The organism is Micromonospora sp. DT201 (assembly GCF_049841575.1).
GTDB lineage: Bacteria > Actinomycetota > Actinomycetes > Mycobacteriales > Micromonosporaceae > Micromonospora.
The window spans coordinates 84524-101382 of record NZ_JBNCKP010000015.1 but is presented as its reverse complement, the minus strand read 5'-3'; the positions used below and the strand labels follow the sequence as shown (position 1 = coordinate 101382).

General features: G+C 72.3%; 17 protein-coding genes and 1 pseudogene. 11 read left to right on the top strand and 7 right to left on the bottom strand.

Annotation, left to right across the window (positions count from 1 at the left end; translation table 11 throughout):
- Positions 1 to 49: 49 nt before the first annotated feature.
- Positions 50 to 649: a copper resistance CopC family protein gene (locus ACLQ28_RS22920; RefSeq protein ID WP_425688325.1), complete on the bottom strand. Its 600-nt coding sequence runs from the start codon at positions 647 to 649 to the stop codon at positions 50 to 52.
- 220 nt (positions 650 to 869) lie between these two features.
- Between ACLQ28_RS22920 and ACLQ28_RS22915 the strand changes: the two genes are divergently transcribed.
- Positions 870 to 1520 carry a hypothetical protein gene (locus tag ACLQ28_RS22915; RefSeq protein ID WP_425688324.1) on the top strand — a complete coding sequence of 217 codons (651 nt, stop codon included), beginning with the start codon at positions 870 to 872 and terminating at the stop codon, positions 1518 to 1520.
- 110 nt (positions 1521 to 1630) lie between these two features.
- Here ACLQ28_RS22915 and ACLQ28_RS22910 read toward each other — a convergent pair whose 3' ends face one another.
- Both ACLQ28_RS22910 and ACLQ28_RS22905 read right to left on the bottom strand, forming a co-directional pair.
- Entirely contained in the window at positions 1631 to 1957 is a 327-nt protein-coding gene (locus ACLQ28_RS22910; protein WP_425688323.1) for a hypothetical protein, read from the bottom strand.
- Positions 1958 to 2171: 214 nt separating this feature from the next.
- Complete coding sequence (locus ACLQ28_RS22905) at positions 2172 to 2714, bottom strand: orotate phosphoribosyltransferase (protein ID WP_425688322.1); 543 nt, start codon at positions 2712 to 2714, stop codon at positions 2172 to 2174.
- A 120-nt stretch (positions 2715 to 2834) separates the two neighbouring features.
- On the opposite strand from ACLQ28_RS22905, the gene ACLQ28_RS22900 reads away from it, so the two are divergent.
- The 7 genes and pseudogenes from ACLQ28_RS22900 to fabF all read left to right on the top strand — a co-directional run bounded on the left by ACLQ28_RS22900 (position 2835) and on the right by fabF (position 9627).
- The gene (locus ACLQ28_RS22900; RefSeq protein WP_425688321.1) at positions 2835 to 4040 is read left to right on the top strand and encodes a sensor histidine kinase; all 1206 of its coding nucleotides are present in this window, start codon (positions 2835 to 2837) and stop codon (positions 4038 to 4040) included.
- A complete protein-coding gene (locus ACLQ28_RS22895) occupies positions 4037 to 4738 on the top strand; it encodes a response regulator (RefSeq protein WP_425688320.1) in 702 nt (233 codons plus the stop codon). Before ACLQ28_RS22900 ends, ACLQ28_RS22895 begins: the two co-directional genes overlap by 4 nt.
- A gap of 108 nt (positions 4739 to 4846) precedes the next feature.
- Positions 4847 to 6133 (top strand): PucR family transcriptional regulator, encoded by a 1287-nt coding sequence (locus ACLQ28_RS22890; protein ID WP_425688319.1) that lies wholly within the window; start codon positions 4847 to 4849, stop codon positions 6131 to 6133.
- Between the two features lie 78 nt (positions 6134 to 6211).
- Positions 6212 to 7129: pseudogene (locus tag ACLQ28_RS22885) on the top strand (ACP S-malonyltransferase); the annotation flags it as partial.
- Positions 7130 to 7134: 5 nt separating this feature from the next.
- Complete coding sequence (locus ACLQ28_RS22880) at positions 7135 to 8079, top strand: beta-ketoacyl-ACP synthase III (protein WP_425688318.1); 945 nt, start codon at positions 7135 to 7137, stop codon at positions 8077 to 8079.
- An 85-nt stretch (positions 8080 to 8164) separates the two neighbouring features.
- Entirely contained in the window at positions 8165 to 8404 is a 240-nt protein-coding gene (locus tag ACLQ28_RS22875; protein WP_030330276.1) for an acyl carrier protein, read from the top strand.
- A gap of 2 nt (positions 8405 to 8406) precedes the next feature.
- On the top strand, positions 8407 to 9627 hold the full coding sequence (fabF, locus tag ACLQ28_RS22870) for a beta-ketoacyl-ACP synthase II (RefSeq protein WP_425688317.1): 1221 nt from the start codon (positions 8407 to 8409) through the stop codon (positions 9625 to 9627).
- A 125-nt stretch (positions 9628 to 9752) separates the two neighbouring features.
- Here fabF and ACLQ28_RS22865 read toward each other — a convergent pair whose 3' ends face one another.
- Positions 9753 to 9971 (bottom strand): hypothetical protein, encoded by a 219-nt coding sequence (locus ACLQ28_RS22865; RefSeq protein WP_425688316.1) that lies wholly within the window; start codon positions 9969 to 9971, stop codon positions 9753 to 9755.
- A 107-nt stretch (positions 9972 to 10078) separates the two neighbouring features.
- On the opposite strand from ACLQ28_RS22865, the gene ACLQ28_RS22860 reads away from it, so the two are divergent.
- On the top strand, positions 10079 to 11965 hold the full coding sequence (locus tag ACLQ28_RS22860; RefSeq protein WP_425688315.1) for a potassium channel family protein: 1887 nt from the start codon (positions 10079 to 10081) through the stop codon (positions 11963 to 11965).
- Between the two features lie 18 nt (positions 11966 to 11983).
- On the opposite strand, the gene ACLQ28_RS22855 is transcribed toward ACLQ28_RS22860, so the two are convergent.
- Both ACLQ28_RS22855 and ACLQ28_RS22850 read right to left on the bottom strand, forming a co-directional pair.
- Positions 11984 to 13717: a glycoside hydrolase family 3 protein gene (locus tag ACLQ28_RS22855; RefSeq protein ID WP_425688407.1), complete on the bottom strand. Its 1734-nt coding sequence runs from the start codon at positions 13715 to 13717 to the stop codon at positions 11984 to 11986.
- A gap of 98 nt (positions 13718 to 13815) precedes the next feature.
- A complete protein-coding gene (locus tag ACLQ28_RS22850) occupies positions 13816 to 14307 on the bottom strand; it encodes a DUF3145 domain-containing protein (RefSeq protein WP_091409261.1) in 492 nt (163 codons plus the stop codon).
- Positions 14308 to 14615: 308 nt separating this feature from the next.
- On the opposite strand from ACLQ28_RS22850, the gene ACLQ28_RS22845 reads away from it, so the two are divergent.
- Positions 14616 to 14945 (top strand): hypothetical protein, encoded by a 330-nt coding sequence (locus ACLQ28_RS22845; protein WP_030330285.1) that lies wholly within the window; start codon positions 14616 to 14618, stop codon positions 14943 to 14945.
- 101 nt (positions 14946 to 15046) lie between these two features.
- Here the strand turns inward: ACLQ28_RS22845 and ACLQ28_RS22840 are convergent, their stop codons facing one another.
- On the bottom strand, positions 15047 to 15673 hold the full coding sequence (locus ACLQ28_RS22840) for a carbonic anhydrase (protein ID WP_425688406.1): 627 nt from the start codon (positions 15671 to 15673) through the stop codon (positions 15047 to 15049).
- Positions 15674 to 15841: 168 nt separating this feature from the next.
- On the opposite strand from ACLQ28_RS22840, the gene ACLQ28_RS22835 reads away from it, so the two are divergent.
- Entirely contained in the window at positions 15842 to 16789 is a 948-nt protein-coding gene (locus ACLQ28_RS22835; protein WP_425688314.1) for an alpha/beta fold hydrolase, read from the top strand.
- The last annotated feature ends 70 nt before the right edge of the window (positions 16790 to 16859 follow it).

The window sequence follows — 16859 nt, the reverse complement described above, 5'->3', positions numbered from 1 at the left end:
CCCTCCGCACCGCGGTGCCCTGGAGTCGGGCAGGCGTGTGAGTGGGGGCTCAGCCGCGGGTGGCCCGGCGGCGGAACAGGAACCCGCCCACCAGGGCCGCGAGCAGCACCAGGGCGCCGAGTGCCCAGAGCCACCAGCGGTGACCCGACTCGGCGCTCTCCTGCGCCAGCGGCACGACCGACGTCGGGCTGCCGCCCGACGTCGGGGCGATCTCACCGCCGGCCGATGACAGGGCGGACGGGCTCGCGGACGGGTCGGCTGCGGTGCCTTTCGTGAGGGTGAACCGCACCTCACCCTTCACCGGGTGCCCGTCGCTGGACGCGAGCTGGTAGCCGACGATGTAGAGCCCTGCGGCGGCCGGCTTGAACGGCACACGTACGCGTTTGCCGTCGAAAGCCGGTGGGCCGCCAGCAACCACATTGTCCGGTCCCGTTACTGTGATCTTCGTCGTTGCGGGTGCTGGTTTGGCCAGGAACCGCAGCTCGATCTGGGTGGGTGCCGTCGCCACCCGGGCGCCGTCGCGCGGATTGCTGCCGGTCAGCGAGTTGTGCGCGGCGGCCGGAGTCGCCGGCACCAGGAACGACACACCGAACGCCACGCCGAGCACCACTGGCACAACTCGCGCCGCACGTGTAACCCTGCCCCCCATGAACCCCTCCGTAAGGGTACGATCCGCCCGCTGATCAATCGGCTCCTCTTTAGTCGAGCAGACATCGCAGATAGTTCCAATTACTGTTCCACAAGCTGCAACTCATCGACGTTCTGCGGAGTCTGTAGGAGTGGGCCTCGACCATCCGGTCGGCGCCGCACCGGCAGACCGGTCCAGGCGTCACAACGAAGCCATCCATCGAACGGGGCGAGGAGGCGGGATGGTCCGACAGATGAGGCGGTTGGCCGCCGTGCTGGCGGGCACGCTGGCGATGGCGCTGCTGTCGCTCGGCACCGCCGGCCCGGCATCGGCAGCGCCGACTCCCGCACCGGCCGGGGTGGACATCACGGGCGTAGGGCTGGCCACGTCGCTGCGCTTACGCATGGACACGCAGCCCACTCACGTGGGCGCGGTCATCGACCAGGTCAACTTCCTCGCTCGCACCGGCATGCGGACCGGCCCGAAGCCAGCCGACCTCGGTCCGAAGTACACGGTCGTGGTGCTCGCCGGCGAGACGCCGAAGCAGACGTACGACCTCTATCCCAAGGCGGTCGGTGGCCCGCGGGTCTACCGGCCGGCGAAGCAGCCGGACGGCCGTAAGACCAGCGCCGGTTGGTTCCTGGGTCGGCTCAGCATGAACGAGACCCTGCGCACCGCCGGTGTGCCGCTGGAGCGGCAGTTCGACACGGTCAGCGGCGGCGTGGGCGGCGGCGAGCGGGTGCTCCCGGAAGACACGCTCGACCCCGCGAAGGACCTCGACGAGGCCCTTGGCGACTTGCAGCACCTGCTGCTGCTCAACGTCGGGGTCATGCTGACCATCACGGTCGGCCTCGCCGGGATCGCCTTGCTGATCCGCCGTCGCACCCGCTGACCTGCTGTCGCACCCGCTGATCCGTCGCACCCGCTGACCCGCTCCGGTCGGCGGGTGTCAGCCGCGCCGGCCAGACAACCCGCGCGGATCACTCACCCTTGTGGCGGTGCTCAGCACCAGCGGCGCGGTGGGCGCTCCCGGCGGGTGGCCCGCGGACGCGGCCGGACCGGGCCGTGCCGATGTGCCCCGGCCCACCCAGGTAGTTCGCTAAGGCAACCAGCGAGGACGTCGATGTCGGGCTCGGCGAGGGCGCTGGGCTCCGCGGAACGCTGGCGCGGGACAGCGGTCTCGTCGTCGGCCCGGCCAGCGAGCGGCTCCACCGGGTGCGATGGCGCGCCGCCGACCGGCCGACGCTGCTTGCCAGCCGCCTGCGGGTCGTGCCCCGGCCGGCAGGGCTCGCCCTGGGCGCAGCCGTGCTCGGCCTCCCCGTGCGCCATTCCCGGTCTCCTCACGCTCGCCTCACCCGCCGGTGCTCCACCCGACGTGCCCTGTCACCGTACTGGCCGGGACCGACGGGCCGCGCGCAGCGTACCTGGGGTCAGCACCGGCCAGTCCCCGAAGACGACGGTGAGCGCGGGATCCGGTAGCGCAGTTCACAGCTTCTTCCCGCGCTGTTCACCCGGAGAAGCCGCAGCCGGGGCGGACCGACGGTCAGCGGGTGCGGTGTGCCTCCAGGTCCGCGCGGTTGAAGAGCGCCCGCAGCGCCACGCCATGACCGGCGAGCGCCTCCTCCCCACCCTCGACGCGGTCGATGACGCAGAGGGCGTGCTCCACCCGGGCGCCCAACTCGCGTAGTTGGCCGGTGGAGATGACCACCTGGCCGCCGGAGGTGACGACGTCCTCGACCACCAGCACCTGCCGCCCGACCAGCTCGGCCCCCTCGGCCAGCCGGGCCGTCCCGTACGGCTTCGCGGTCTTGCGGACGAAGGCGCACGGCAGCCCGGTGTGCCGACCGAGGGCGGTCACCACCGGGATGCCGCCCATCTCCAGCCCGGCCAGCACCTCGGTGTCCGACGGAACCAGGTGCACCAACTGGGCTGCCACCCGGTCCAGCAGGCGGGGATCCGCCTCGAAGCGATATTTGTCGAAGTATTCGTCGGCGGTCCGGCCGGAGCGGAGCACGAACGTGCCCGTCAGCCGGCAGGTCGCATCGATCTCACGGGCCAGCGCGGCCATGGTGTCCAGATCAGTCATGATGATCATTCTCGCTCTGCCGGGACACGATGCGCGTACCCCTTTCGGCGCATGTCGGTGCCATCGGGCTCCTCCTCCGGTCGGTGTCCGAGCGTCGGCGTCTGTGGTGGGATCGTGGGCATGCGACCGCCACCGTGGCTCGGCTCCGGCACCCTGGGTCGCGACCTCGCGCTCGCCGGCGCGTCACTCGTCGGCGGCCTGGTGCTGTACGCCCTGGGTTGGCAGCCGCAGGTCCGTCCGAACACGGGCGTGCCGTCGGCGCTGTTCCTGCCGCCGCTGCTGGCGATGTGCGTGGCGGTGGGCATGCGCCGGGTCGCCCCCCGCACCAGCCTGGCCGTAGGCACCGGGGCGCTCGTCGTGGACACCGCGCTCGGCAACTCTCTGGGGACGATCCTGGTCTACACCCAGGTGCTCTACGACGCCTGCGTGTACGGCCCGCCACGGCTGTGGCGGTGGTTGCTGCGGGTGACCATCGGCCTGAGCCTGATCGGTGCGGTAGTCGGCGTGCTCGTCTTCGGCAATTGGCGTGGGGTCACCGTCGGGGTGCTGGTGGTGCTCGCCGGGCTGCTGCCGGTCCTGACCGGGATCAGCGTGCGGCAGTACCGCGACCAGGCCGCCGCCGAGCGGGCGCGGGCCGAGCAGACCGCCCGGTTGGTCGAGTTGGACCGCCGGCAGGCGGTCAGCGCCGAACGGGCCCGGATGGCCCGGGAACTGCACGACGTGGTCGCCAACCACCTCAGCGCGGTCGCCATCCACGCCACCGCTGTGCTGTCCGTGCCTGGGCTGGATCGCGACCAGGTCTCCTCGGCGTTGCAGGTGATCCGGGAGAGCAGCGTGCAGGGCCTGGCGGAGATGCGTCAGATGATCGAACTGCTGCGCGAGCCGGGGACCAGCGGTGGGTCGGCCCGCACAGGCGACGGCACGGCTGCGCCGGAGGCGGTCACCGCGCGGCTCGCCGAGGCGGACGGGTTGGTCGAGCGGATCCAGGCCGCCGGCCTCGCGGTACGGGTTCGCACTGATGGGACGCCGGGGCCGCTGCCGGTGGGGGTGGACCTCGCCGCGTACCGGATCGTGCAGGAGTCATTGACCAACGCGCTCAAGCACGGCACGGGTGAGGCGGAGCTGACGATCGCGTACCGGCCGGCGGAGGTGGTGGTGACGGTGGAGAACCCGGTGCGCCGGGACGGGGCCGGGTTGCCGGGCGCCGGAGCCGGGCTGATCGGGATGCGGGAACGGGCCACGCTGCTGGCCGGTCGGTTCACCGCCGGCCCTCAGGACGGCCGCTGGCAGGTCCGAGCCGCGCTGCCCACCGGGGAGGGCGGGTGACCGGGCCAGCGCGGTCACCGGACCACGGGGGCGTGGCGACGGTACGGGTGGTGCTCGCCGACGACCAACCGGCGGTACGGGCCGGACTGGCCCTGATCCTGGGCAGCGTGCCGGGCATCGACGTGGTCGGCGAGGCGGCCGACGGCGACGAGGCGGTGCGGCTGTGTCGGGAGTTGCGCCCGGACGTGGCGGTGCTGGATGTCCGCATGCCCCGCCGCGACGGGATCTCCGCGACCCGGGAGATCGTCACCGACGTGCTCGCCGACGTGCTGGTGCTCACCACCTTCGACCTCGACGAGTACGTCTTCGGCGCGTTGCGCGCCGGGGCGGCCGGGTTCCTGCTCAAGGACACCGACGCCGATGGTCTGGTGACCGCGGTGCGTACGGTGGCGCGCGGTGACGGGTTCATCGCCCCCGCGGTGACCCGCCGGTTGATCACCGCCTTCGCGGCCACCGCACCGGGAGCGTCGGCGGACACCCGGGCCGCGCTGGGCACCCTCACTCCGCGCGAGCGTGACGTGCTGGCCTGCCTCGGCCTGGGCCTGTCCAACCAGCAGATCGCCGACCGGCTGGTGTTGGCGGAGAGCACCACCAAGACGCACGTCAGCCGGATCCTGGCGAAGCTTGATCTGCGCAGCCGGGTGCAGGCCGCGATCCTGGCCCAGGAGATCGGACTGCCCATCCCCCCGCAACCGTGAGCCGGCGGGCGAACTCGCGCCGACGGTGGCGGGCGGTCCGACCCAGCTGAGCCGCTCGGGGCGGCTGCGACCCCGCCCGAGGCCGATGCCGACGTGGATGGCCTGCTCATGACGTGTCAGGCTAGGGCGGTGAGGACGCCCGGCGGTGGAGAGCTGGCGGCCACGCTGCGCCGGATCGAGCGTTCGGCGGGGGCGTTGGCCACCTCCAGCGTGGCCCGGATGGACGAGACACTGCCGTGGTTCCGGGCGTTGCCGGCCGATCAGCGTTCCTGGGTGATGCTGGTGGCCCAGGCGGGCGCCCGGTCGCTGGTGCAGTGGCTGCGCGAGGGCGGCGGCACGGCGGACAGCACCCAGGAAGTCTCGGACGAGGTCTTCGCCGCCGCCCCGCAGGCGCTGGCCCGGTCGATCACCCTCCAGCAGACCGTGGCGTTGATCAAGGTGACCATCGACGTGGTCGAGGAGCAGGTGTCGCACCTGGCCGCCGAGGGCGAGGAGCAGCAACTGCGCGAAGCGGTGCTGCGTTTCTCCCGGGAGATCGCATTCGCCGCCGCCAGGGTGTACGCGCGGGCTGCGGAGTCACGTGGCGCGTGGGACGCCCGGTTGCAGGCCCTGCTGGTCGACGCGCTGTTGCGCGGTGATTCGCCAGACGTGCTGGCAAGTCGGGCCGCCGCGCTCGGTTGGGCGGACGCGCCGCCGGTGGCGGTGGCGGTTGGTCGCTCCCCCGGTGGCGAGGTCTCCGCGGTGCTGCATGTGGTCTACCGGCAGGCCCGCCGAATCGGCGTGGAGGTGATCGGCGGGGTGCACGGCGACCGGCTGGTGATCGTGCTGGGCGGCGCGGCGGACCCGCTGACCGCCACCGCCAAGATGCTGAGCGCGTTCGGCGACGGGCCGGTGGTGGTCGGTCCGGCCGTACCCAGTCTGGACGAGGCGACCGAGTCGGCACGGGCGGCGCTGTCCGGCTTCCGGGCGGCGCCGGCATGGCCCAGTGCCCCCCGTCCGGTGCCGGCCGCCGAGCTGTTGCCGGAGCGGGCCCTCGCCGGCGACGCGGAGGCTCGTCGACGGCTGCGGCACGACGTGTACGCGACCCTGGTGCGCGCTGGTGGGGAACTGTTGGCAACCCTGGACGCCTTCCTGGCCGCCGGTGGCACGCTGGAGAGCGCCGCCCGCGCGCTGTTCGTCCACCCGAACACGGTGCGTTACCGGCTGCGACGGATCGCCGAGGTGACCGGCTTCTCGCCGCTGTCCCCCCGGGACGCGTTCGCGCTTCAGGTCGCGCTGACCGTGGGTCGGTTGGATCCGGTCGCCCCGGCCACCTCGCCTGTCCCGACTCAGACAATGACCCCGGCTGCCCGGAAAACCGCCCAAAATGAGGATGATCCCCGCCGATCTTTGTAGGAAACCTCCAAAGGTCCTAGTGTGGTTTGGTCGGAGGCGGCACAGCGTTACCCGCACTTATCCGGGAGAGTCATAGGCGTGCTCGCCGTACTTAGTCCCGGCCAGGGTTCTCAGAAACCCGGCTTCCTGACTCCCTGGCTCGACCTGACCGGCACTGAGGCGCGGCTGCGCGAGTGGTCGGCGTTGGCCGGGGTTGACCTGATGCACCTGGGCACCGCCGCCGATGCCGACGAAATCAAGGACACCGCCCGCACCCAGCCGTTGCTGGTCGCTGCGGCGTTGCTCGCGGGCGAGCACCTGCCACTGGACGGTGTCGCGCTCACCGCCGGGCACAGCGTCGGCGAGTTGGGTGCAGCCGCCCTGGCCGGTGTGTTGACGGCCGAAGCCGCGATCACCCTCGCCGGCGTACGCGGCCGGGAGATGGCCGCCGCCTGCGCGCTGGAGCCGACCGGAATGGCCGCGGTGCTCGGCGGCGACCCCGACGAGGTGCTCGCCGCGATCGAGGCACACGGGCTCTACCCGGCCAACCGCAACGGCGCCGGGCAGATCGTCGCCGCAGGCTCCCTGGACGGGCTCGACAAGTTCGCCGCCGCGCCGCCGGCAAAGGCCAAGATCGTCCGGCTCCAGGTGGCCGGCGCATTCCACACCCCGTACATGGCCCCGGCCGAGACCGCGCTCGCCGCCGTCGCCGCCGGGATCACCCCCGCCGACCCGGCCCGGACCCTGCTGTCGAACCTCGACGGCACCGCGGTCGACAACGGCCCGGAGATGGTGCGGCGCCTCGTGCGCCAGGTCACCGCGCCGGTGCGCTGGGACCTGTGCATGCGTACGCTGGCCGACCTCGGGGTCACCGGCGTGATCGAGCTGCCACCGGCCGGCACCCTCGCCGGGCTGGTGAAGCGGGAACTCAAGGGCGACGGCGCCCCGGAGATCGTCACCCTGAAGACCCCGGACGACCTGCCGGCCGCACGGGACCTGATCGCCCGCATCGGAGGTCGTTCATGACTGGCAGTCGCATCGTCGCGATGGGGCACTACCAGCCCTCCCGGGTGGTGACCAACGACGACATCGCTCAGCTCGTCGACACCAACGACGAGTGGATCCGCGACCGGGTCGGCATCGTCAGCCGGCGGATCGCCGACAGCGAGACGGTGGCTGACATGGCCGCTGCCGCCGCCGGCAAGGCACTGGCCAACTCGGGCCTGACCGCCGCCGACATCGACCTGGTCGTGGTCGCCACCTGCACCTCGATCGACCGCAGCCCCAACGTGGCCTGCCGGGTCGCCGCGAAGCTGGGCATCACCGCGCCTGGTGCGTTCGACCTCAACACCGCCTGCTCGGGCTTCGCGTACGCGCTGGGCACCGTCGACCACGCCATCCGGGCCGGGGCATCGCGCAACGCGATCGTCATCGGCGCGGAGAAGCTCTCCGACTTCACCGACTGGACCGACCGCTCCACCTGCATCATCTTCGCGGACGGTGCCGGTGCCGCGGTGGTCACCGCCACCGCCGACGACGAGCCGGCTGGGATCGGCCCGGTGGTCTGGGGTTCGGTGCCGGAGAAGAGCGACGCGGTCCGCATCGAGGGCTGGCGCCCGTACGTCCAGCAGGAGGGGCAGGCGGTGTTCCGCTGGGCCACCACCGAGCTGGCGCCACTCGCCCTGCAGGCCTGCGAGCGGGCCGGGGTCGACCCGTCGGAGCTGGCCGCTTTCGTGCCGCACCAGGCCAACGCCCGGATCATCGATGGCATCGCCAAGCGGCTCAACATCCCCAACGCGATCATCGCGAAGGACATCGTCGAGTCCGGCAACACCTCTGCCGCGAGCGTGCCGCTGGCCCTGTCCAAGCTGGTCGAGCGCCGGGAGGTGCCCTCGGGCGCGCCGGTGCTGCTGTTCGGCTTCGGCGGTGGCCTGACCTACGCCGGTCAGGTCGTCCGCTGCCCCTGAAGACCCCCTCGGGCGCGTACGCGTCGAGGAGTGGCGGTCGGCGACGCCGTCCGTTGGACAACCCCGATGAAAGGAACCAACCGCAATGACCCGTGACGAGATCACCACCGGCCTCGCCGAGATCCTCGAAGAGGTTGCCGGGGTGAACCCGGACGACGTGGCCGAGGGGAAGTCCTTCACCGACGACCTCGATGTGGACTCGCTCTCCATGGTGGAGGTCGTGGTGGCCGCCGAGGAGAAGTTCGGCGTCAAGATCCCGGACAACGAGGTGCAGAACCTCAAGACCGTCGGTGACGCTGTCAGCTACATCGCGGCGCAGTCCTGATCATGAGTCGTCCTGACGTCGTCGTCACCGGGCTCGGCGCGACGACCCCGCTTGGCGGGGACGTCGCGTCGACCTGGGACGCCATGCTCGCCGGCCGCTCCGGGGTGAGTGCCCTCACCCAGGAGTGGGCCGAGCAACTGCCGGTCCGGATCGCCGCCCAGTTGGCCGTGGAGCCGTCCGAGGTGCTGGACCGGGTCCGACTGCGCCGACTGGACCGTTCTGAGGCGATCGCGATCATCGCGGCGCAGCAGGCCTGGGCGGACGCCGGCCTCGCCGGCTCCGACCTCGATGGGGAACGGGTGGCCGTCAGCGTCGGCTCCGGCATTGGCGGTGCCACCACCCTGCTCGCCCAGGACGACATCCTCGAAGCGTCCGGGCCGCGGCGGGTCTCCCCGCACACCATCCCGATGCTGATGCCGAACGGTCCGGCCGCCTGGGTCGGTCTGGAGCTGGGCGCCAAGGCCGGGGTGCACGCGGTGGCCAGCGCCTGCGCGACCGGCGCAGAGGCGATCTCGCTCGGGTTGGACATCATCCGCTCCGGCCGGGCCGACGTGGTGGTGGCCGGCGGCACCGAGGCGGTCATCCACCCGCTGCCAATCGCCGGCTTCAGCTCGATGCGGGCCATGTCGACCCGCAACGACGAGCCGGAGCGCGCCTCCCGCCCATGGGACCGGGGCCGGGACGGCTTCGTCCTCGGCGAGGGCGCCGGCATCGTGGTGCTGGAGCGGGCCGACCACGCCGCAGCCCGGGGTGCCCGGGTCTACGCGCGCCTCGCCGGCGCCGGCATCACCTCCGACGCGTACGACATCGTGCAGCCGCACTCGGAGGGCCAGGTTCGGGCGATCACGAAGGCGATCGCAGACGCGGATCTGGCGAAGACCGACATCGTGCACGTCAACACGCACGCCACGTCCACGCCGACCGGCGACCTCATGGAGATCGACTCGCTGCGGAAGGCGCTCGGCGACCACCCGGTGCTGTCCGCGACGAAGTCGATGACCGGTCACCTGCTCGGTGCGGCCGGTGCGCTGGAGTCGATCGCCACCATCCTGGCCATCCGCGACAGCATCGTCCCTCCGACGATCAACCTCGAGGACCCGGAGCCCGGCCTCACCATGGATGTCGCCGCTCACAAAGCCCGCCACATGGAGGTTCCGGCCGCGTTGAACAACGCGTTCGGCTTCGGCGGCCACAACGTGGCTCTCGTCTTCGTGCGGCCCTGAGGCCTGCGAAGACTCGCGGGAGGACCGCCCAGGCGCTGGCCGCCGTGCCGGGCGCACACGGCAGAATCCCGCTTTGGACGTCAGGAAAGGGCTCCTTCTCATCGAGAAGGGGCCCTTTTCGTCGTTCAGGCTCGGTTGCGGGGGTGCTGTTTCGCGGTGCGCTCGTTGCCGTGGCGGTAGTTGCCGGTCCACCGGGCCATCACCAACTGCGGGTCGTCATCCACCTCAGCGAGAAACTCCGCTGCCCGGGCACCACGCAGCGTGCCGGCCACCCGTTCGCGGTGCGTGATCACCACTGTGCCGTCCGCCCGTACCACGTACCGGAATCCCTCGGCTGCTCCCATCCAGGGAGGTTGTCAGACCGGCCGGGGGCGGGGCCACCCGATTTCTCGTCGACCGTGCCGATCAGCGCGGGATCGGCTGCGTGGTCAGCAACGGCTACCATGCGGGCGTGCCCGACGACAGCGCGGACGGCATCGATCCGGAGTCCGGTCGACGGTTCGTCGTCTGCGGCGACAACGCTCTGGCCCGCCGACTGATCACCGAACTGGTCGACCGGTACGGCGTCGCGGTCACCGCCCTGCTGCCATCGTTGACCGACAACCACGCACCGGACATCGCCGAGCTGGCATCGGACGCCGATGTGGTAGGCCCACGGCCCGAGGTGGTGGTGGCCCGCCGGCTGACCGCCGAAGTCCTGGACCGGGCCGGCGTACGGGCTGCCGCGGCGGTCGCGCTTGTCAGTGCCGACGATGTGGCCAACGTGGACGCCGCGTTGATCATCCGGGAGTTCGATCCGGACGTTCGGATCGTCGTTCGCCTGTTCAATCCGGTGCTCGGCGAGGGCGTGGCCACCATGCTTGGCGACTGCGCGGTTCTGTCCGGTTCGGAGATCGCCGCGCCCGCGTTCGTCGCGGCCACGCTGGGCGACGACACGCCGACCCTTATTCGGCTGCCCGATGACGAGCTGCTGCGGACGGCGAGCCGGGACGCGCTCGACCCAGGAACCACTGACGTGGTCTGCGCGCTTGCCGACACCAGGGGCCCTGAGCTGATCACCCTGCCGGAGGACGAGGATTCCGCTGACCTGGTGCTGGTACGGGCGTACGGCCGGCGGCGTCCTGTCCGTGCCCGACCTCGCCGCCGTCTGCTGCGGACCGCCCGGCTGATCCTCAGCAGACGCCTGCGCTGGGCGCTGGGTGCTTCGGCCGCGCTGCTCGCCGTCGGTAGCGTGCTGCTCGGGCAGGCCCGGGACCTGGACCCGGTGCAGGCCGGCTACCTGACGTTGCTCACCGCCCTGGGCAGCGCGGAAGCGGACCCGACCGGGTCACTGATGGAGAAGCTGACCGCCCTGCTCCTGGTGATCACCGGCGTGGCCCTGGTCCCCACGGTGACGGCGCTGGTGGTCGATTCGGTGGTACGGGCCCGGCTGGCGGTCGCGGCCGGTCGGCTCACCGACCCGCTCGACGACCACGTGATCGTGGTCGGGCTGGGCAACGTCGGCACCCGGGTGGTGCAGGAGCTGCACTCGTTCGGTGTGACCGTGGTGGCGGTGGATCGGGCACCGACCGCTCGTGGAGTGGCGGTAGCCCGCGAACTGGGCGTGCCGTTCCTGATCGGGGACGCGACCAGCCCGGAGACGTTGCGGGCGGCGTCCGTCTCGACCTGCCGGGCGCTGGTGGTGCTCTGCGCCGACGACGTGACCAACCTGGAGACCGCACTGCTCGGTCGTTCGCCGCACAGGGCAGCCAATGGTGGGGTGGCCGCCCCGCTGCGGGTGGTGCTGCGGCTGTTCGACGAGGGGTTCGCGTCTCGGGTGCAACGCGCCTTCGGGATCAACCACTCACGAAGCGTCTCGTACCTGGCCGCACCGGCGTTCGCCGCGGCCATGATGGGCCGAGAGGTGATCGACACGATCTCGGTGGGGCGGCGGGTCCTGCTGGTCGCCGAGTTGCCGGTTGGTGCCGGCTCCGACCTTGAAGGCCGCTCCTGCCCGCAGGTCAGCCGGCCGCGCGAAGCCCGGGTGATCGCGATGCGGACCGGGCGTGCTGGGCAGACCATCTGGTCTCTGCCGCAACGGCGGCCCCTGGTACGCACCGATCGCCTGCTGGTCGTCGCCACCCGGGCCGGGCTGGCCGCGCTGCTCGCCCGCACGGTGGCCAGCGCCGACCCGCCGCCGATGTCGCCGGCCACGGTCGGCGGTACGCCGCTGCGGCTGTTGCGCCCACCGGCAACACGTCGACCGCCCACCCGGCCGGGCACGGACGACCTGCCTCGCCACCCGGAGCCGACCGGCGGGGATGCCAGCGACCGGCCGACGGCCGAGGGCGGGTGCTGACCCGTCCGCGGCGACCGGTCAGTTCGTGCAGGTGGTGGCCGGCAGGCCGGGCACGGCCACCGGGGACCGACCGCCCGGGCGAGCCTTGCCGGCCAGCACGGCGGCCAGTGCGGTCATCGACGCCCGGCTGGAGGAGTAGGTGGCGAGCAGCGTCGGGGACTTCGCGTCAGCCAGCACGTACGGGGTGTCCATGGCGACCGTGAGCGCAGCGTCGGCGCGCAGGTCACTGGCCCCGTCGCCGTAGCCCACCAGGTGCACGATCGTGCCACCACTGGCCTTGACCTGCACCCCGGCGGCGGTCAGTGCGGCGGTGAGCGTGGCCCGGGTGCCATCCCGACCACCGGAGGAGGTGACGGTGATCGGCCCGCGTACCGCGCCCCCGCAGGTGCCCCGCAGCACGGTGACGGCGGCGGCAGCCAGCGCGTCGGCCGCCGCGCGGTGAGCCGGGGTGTTGAGCGTGGACATCTGCGGGGTGGGAAGCTCCGCGAGCCGGAACTTCATGGTCAGCACCCGGGTGACCGCCTCGACCAGCCGGGCCCGGGGCAGTGACCCGCCGCGCAGCGCGGCGAGCAGCCCGTCGTACGCCTGACCGACGTTCGGGGTCATCAGGATGAGATCGTTGCCGGCGTTCAGCGCCCGGACCGCCGCCTCGCCGGGAGCCCAGCGCTTCGCGGGCGGCATGTTCATCCCGTCGGTGATCACCACGCCCTTGAAGCCGAGCTGGCCGCGCAGCACGTCGGTGAGCAGCTTGTGCGAGAAGGTCGCCGGGGTTCCCGGGTCGATCGCGCGCGCGTCCAGGTGACCGGACATCACCGCCATCGCTCCGGCGTCCATCCCTGCGGTGAACGGCGGCCAGGCACCGCTCTGCAACTCCGCGGCGGACTGGGTGAGCACCGGCAGATCCTGGTGCGAGTCGTCGGCGCTGTGGCCGTGCCCGGGGAAGTGCTTGAGGGTGGCAGCCACTCCCACCGCCTGCAGACCACGGACGGCACCGCCCACCTGCGCGGCGGCCTGCTTCGGGTCGGCGCCGTACGAACGGGAGCCGATCACGGTGCTGCGGGTGGCCAGCACGTCGGCCACCGGGGCGAAGTCGACGTTGATTCCCATCGCGGCCAACTCGGTGCCGGCGGCGCGCCAGGCGGCCTCGGTGAGCTTCGGGTCGCCGGCGGCGCCCGCCGCGAGGGCGCTGGGCAGCACGGTGACCCCGTCGGTCACCCGGGTGACGACGCCGTACTCCTGGTCGGTGCCGATCAGCAGTGGCGCGGAGCCGGCGGCGAGCCGACCGGCGGCGGCCCGCAGCCCGGTGGTGAGCTCGTGCACCTGCTTCGGATTGTCGACGTTCGTGGTCTCCTGGTTGCCCTTGGTCGGGTCGTCGGCGCTGAAGCCGACCAGGATCAGGCCGCCCAGTCGGTACTTGGCGATCATGTCGGCGGGAGTGTCGACGCCGGCCAGCGCCTGGTTACCGGCCGCTGAGCCGGCTGAGACCTTCGTCGCCGAGTCGCCGTAGGCGTACGGCATCAGCACCTGGCCGACCAGGTCTTCGTCGGACAGCGTGGCCACCAGCGCCGCGGCACGGGCGGCGGGGTCGTCCGCCGGTGGCGTCGCGGGGGCGCTCGGGCCGACGGAGGTGCCGGTCGGAGCGGGCGTCGGGGCCGGGCGGTCCGCGGTACCCGAGCAGCTGGAGACGAGCAGGACGGTCAGGGCGGCGACACCGACACGGGCGCGCCACGGGCGATTCGACACGCCGCCTATCCCACCAGTTCCCCCTTATCGGGGCAACTTGACCTTACCGCCCGGACACCCCCCAACGACGGCATGCGTGCAGGTGGCCCGACTCGCACGCCTCCGGGTCAACCGACCCGGGTGAGCAAGGTCACCGGGGCACCGTCGCCGGCGTACCGGTAGGGCTCAAGGTCAGCGTCCCACGCGGTGCCGAGCGCCTTGTCCAAGGCATGCGCCAGCGCCTCTGGTGCCCGGGAGGCGGCCATCAACGCCCGCAGCCGGTCTTCGCCGAGCTGGATGTCGCCAGCCACGCCGACGGTGGCCCGGAACAGACCACGGGCCGGCACGTACATGAAACGCTCACCGTCGGCGCCGGGACTCGGCTCCTCGGTGACCTCGAAACGGATCATGGGCCACTGCCGTAAGGCAGCAGCCAGCTCGGCGCCCGTCCCCGGACGACCGGTCCACCCGCACTCGGCCCGGCGTGCGCCGGGGTCGACGGGCTGAGCCGTCCACTGCAGGTTGACCGGCGCGGCTAGGACGCGCGCGATCGCCCACTCGACGTGCGAGCACACGGCGAGTGGGGTCGAGTGGACGTATACGACGCCACGCGTTGGCACGGTGACCTCCCGGAGAGCGAGGTGCGTCTTCCCCTACGACCTCGTCCACCCAGGTGGCTGCTGCAACACATGATGACTCGTGTGGCGCGTGGTGCGCCAGGGAATCGGAAAAAACGCCGGCTGGAATAGCCGGACGGGTGGCCGCCGTTGCCTCTCAGGACACCGCGACGACCAGCATGATGTCGTGGTCCTGTACAGTTCCACCGGCGGCTTATGCCGCGTTACACCTTCGCGGGCCGAGCGCAGTGTGGCCCGCACACAGCCCCCGGACGTCCAGTCCTCCCGTACGTCTTGCAAGGAGTACCTCCGTGGCGAGCAACACCTCTAAGACCGCGCGCGCGTCCGTCCGGGCCGGCCAGGCTGGCCAGGGTGGCGCCCTCAGCGTGCTGGGCGAGTTCAAGTACCTCATCCCGCTCAACGGCGGCAAGCACGCCTACGTGCGGAACCTGACCAACGGCAAGACCGCGCACCTGCGCACGGACTCCGACGCCTTCGTCGAGGAGATCCGCGTGCTGGCCGCCGCCGGCCACGCCGCAAAGATCCGCGCCGAGATCAACAACCTGGCTGCCACCCACCCGGGTGACGGCTGGGAGGCCACCGAGAAGCGCCTGGTCGCGGCCGGCGTCTTCGAGGGCTGAGCCTCTTTCCCACCGCATCATCGAAACCGCCCGCCGGGAGTTCCCGGCGGGCGGTTTCGCGTCCCGGCAGGTTCCGCCCACAGCGAGCAGAGCAGGCAGGCTCAGCCCGCATCGAGCAGCGCGACCTCTCCGGTGGCCAGGTCGTAGAGGCCGCCGACCACGGCCACCCGACCGGCGGCGACCGGCCCGGCCAGCAGGTCATCCTCGCGCAGGGTGTGCACGGTGCGCCGGACGTGCCGGCGGATCGCGAGCGGCAGCACCGCCGGGTCGCCGAGCCCCGCCTCGGTCACCGCCGGGGCGATCTCGTCGACCAGGTGCGCCAGCGAGCCCCCGGGGCGCTCCCCGGTGCGCAGCGCGTCCACCGTGGCACCCACCGCGCCGCACCGCTCGTGACCGAGGACCATCACCAGCGGTACGCCGAGTTGGCCGACCACGTACTCGATCGACCCGCACACCGCGCGATCGAGCACGTGCCCACCGGTACGGATCACGCAGATCGCGCCGAAGGTCTGGTCGAAGATCGCCTCCAACGGCACCCGCGAGTCGATGCAGCCGAGCACTACCGCGTACGGCTGCTGGTCGCCGGAGGCGGCAGCCGCGGCCGCCGTGACGTCGTGCCCGTGCACCGGCTGGCCGCTGACGAACCGCCGATTACCGGCGAGCAGGTCAGCCAGCGCGGCGCGGGGCGTCCCGCCAGCCTGCCGCCCCTGCCCCGACGTCTCGCCCATGGGCGCACCCGACGACCCCATGCCGTACAGCTTGGCCCGCCGCCGGCGACCACGGGTGAGGTCGGGAATGTTAGCCACGGGGCGATTGGCGTGGCGTCATGGCGGGTAGCCGGTGTTACCACCGGGTACCCCGGTACTGGTGGTGCCGGGCGGCCCTGGGAGGTGGCGATGCCGGAGCGGTTCGAGGTCGGTCTGCCGGACGGCGTACGGCTCAACGTCGAGGCGGCGGGGCCGACGGACGCCCCGGTCACCGCCATCCTGTTGCATGGCTGGACGCTGGATGGGCGCGCCTGGCACCGGCAGGTCGACGCGCTCACCACGGCACCGCTCGGCGGGGCGGTGCGGGTGGTCACCTACGACGCGCGGGGGCATGGCCGGTCCAGTTGCATGGCGCTGCCCACGGCCACCCTGGCCCAACTCGGCGACGACCTGGCCGCGTTGATCGACGCGGTGGCGCCGACCGGGCCGGTCGTCCTGGTCGGGCACTCGATGGGCGGCATGACGATCATGGAGTACGCCCACCGCCACCGGGCGCACTTCGCCGCCCGTACGGCCGGGCTGGTCTTCGTCTCGACCACCGCCGAGGGGCACACGCACACCGTCTATGGGCTGTCGCCGCGGATCGCCCGGCTGATCCGGCTGGCCGAGACGACAGGTGCGGGCGTGCTGGCCCGCTGCGGCTCGTGGCGGGCGCCCCGGGCACTGCTGAACGCGCTGCAACCGAGCATTCGGTGGATGCTCTTCGGTGACCGCTGCGAGCCGGCCGACATCCGCCTGGTGACGTCGGCGGTGGCCCGTGCCTCGCTGCGGTCTATCGGCGGGTTCCGGGCGTCCATCGGCACTCAGCACCGGCTGGACACCCTCGCCGCGTTGGCTCACCTGCCGGCTGCCGCCCTGGTCGGCGACCGGGACCGGCTGACTCCACCGCCGTGCGCCGAGTCGATCGCCGGGGCCCTGCCGGCCACCGAGTTAACCGTCTGCCCGGGTGCCGGGCACATGCTGATGATGGAGCGGCCGGACGTGGTCAACGCCGCGCTCACCGGCGTCCTGCGCCAGGTGCTCGCCGAATCACCGCCCCGCATCCGCGGCGTGACCCCTGCTGGGACGGGTGCCTGACCGCGTTCCCGCACCTCGGGCGCGGCGGGCCGGGCCCGGGGCCGTACCCTTCTGCGGTTGGCCCGCGCGG

Coding starts and splice junctions, on each gene's coding strand:
- ACLQ28_RS22920 (WP_425688325.1), bottom strand. CDS start 649: ATGGGGGGCAGGGTTACACGTGCGGCGCGAGTTGTGCCAGTGGTGCTC.
- ACLQ28_RS22915 (WP_425688324.1), top strand. CDS start 870: ATGGTCCGACAGATGAGGCGGTTGGCCGCCGTGCTGGCGGGCACGCTG.
- ACLQ28_RS22910 (WP_425688323.1), bottom strand. CDS start 1,957: ATGGCGCACGGGGAGGCCGAGCACGGCTGCGCCCAGGGCGAGCCCTGC.
- ACLQ28_RS22905 (WP_425688322.1), bottom strand. CDS start 2,714: ATGACTGATCTGGACACCATGGCCGCGCTGGCCCGTGAGATCGATGCG.
- ACLQ28_RS22900 (WP_425688321.1), top strand. CDS start 2,835: ATGCGACCGCCACCGTGGCTCGGCTCCGGCACCCTGGGTCGCGACCTC.
- ACLQ28_RS22890 (WP_425688319.1), top strand. CDS start 4,847: ATGACGTGTCAGGCTAGGGCGGTGAGGACGCCCGGCGGTGGAGAGCTG.
- ACLQ28_RS22880 (WP_425688318.1), top strand. CDS start 7,135: ATGACTGGCAGTCGCATCGTCGCGATGGGGCACTACCAGCCCTCCCGG.
- ACLQ28_RS22875 (WP_030330276.1), top strand. CDS start 8,165: ATGACCCGTGACGAGATCACCACCGGCCTCGCCGAGATCCTCGAAGAG.
- fabF (WP_425688317.1), top strand. CDS start 8,407: ATGAGTCGTCCTGACGTCGTCGTCACCGGGCTCGGCGCGACGACCCCG.
- ACLQ28_RS22865 (WP_425688316.1), bottom strand. CDS start 9,971: ATGGGAGCAGCCGAGGGATTCCGGTACGTGGTACGGGCGGACGGCACA.
- ACLQ28_RS22840 (WP_425688406.1), bottom strand. CDS start 15,673: ATGGGCGAGACGTCGGGGCAGGGGCGGCAGGCTGGCGGGACGCCCCGC.
- ACLQ28_RS22835 (WP_425688314.1), top strand. CDS start 15,842: ATGCCGGAGCGGTTCGAGGTCGGTCTGCCGGACGGCGTACGGCTCAAC.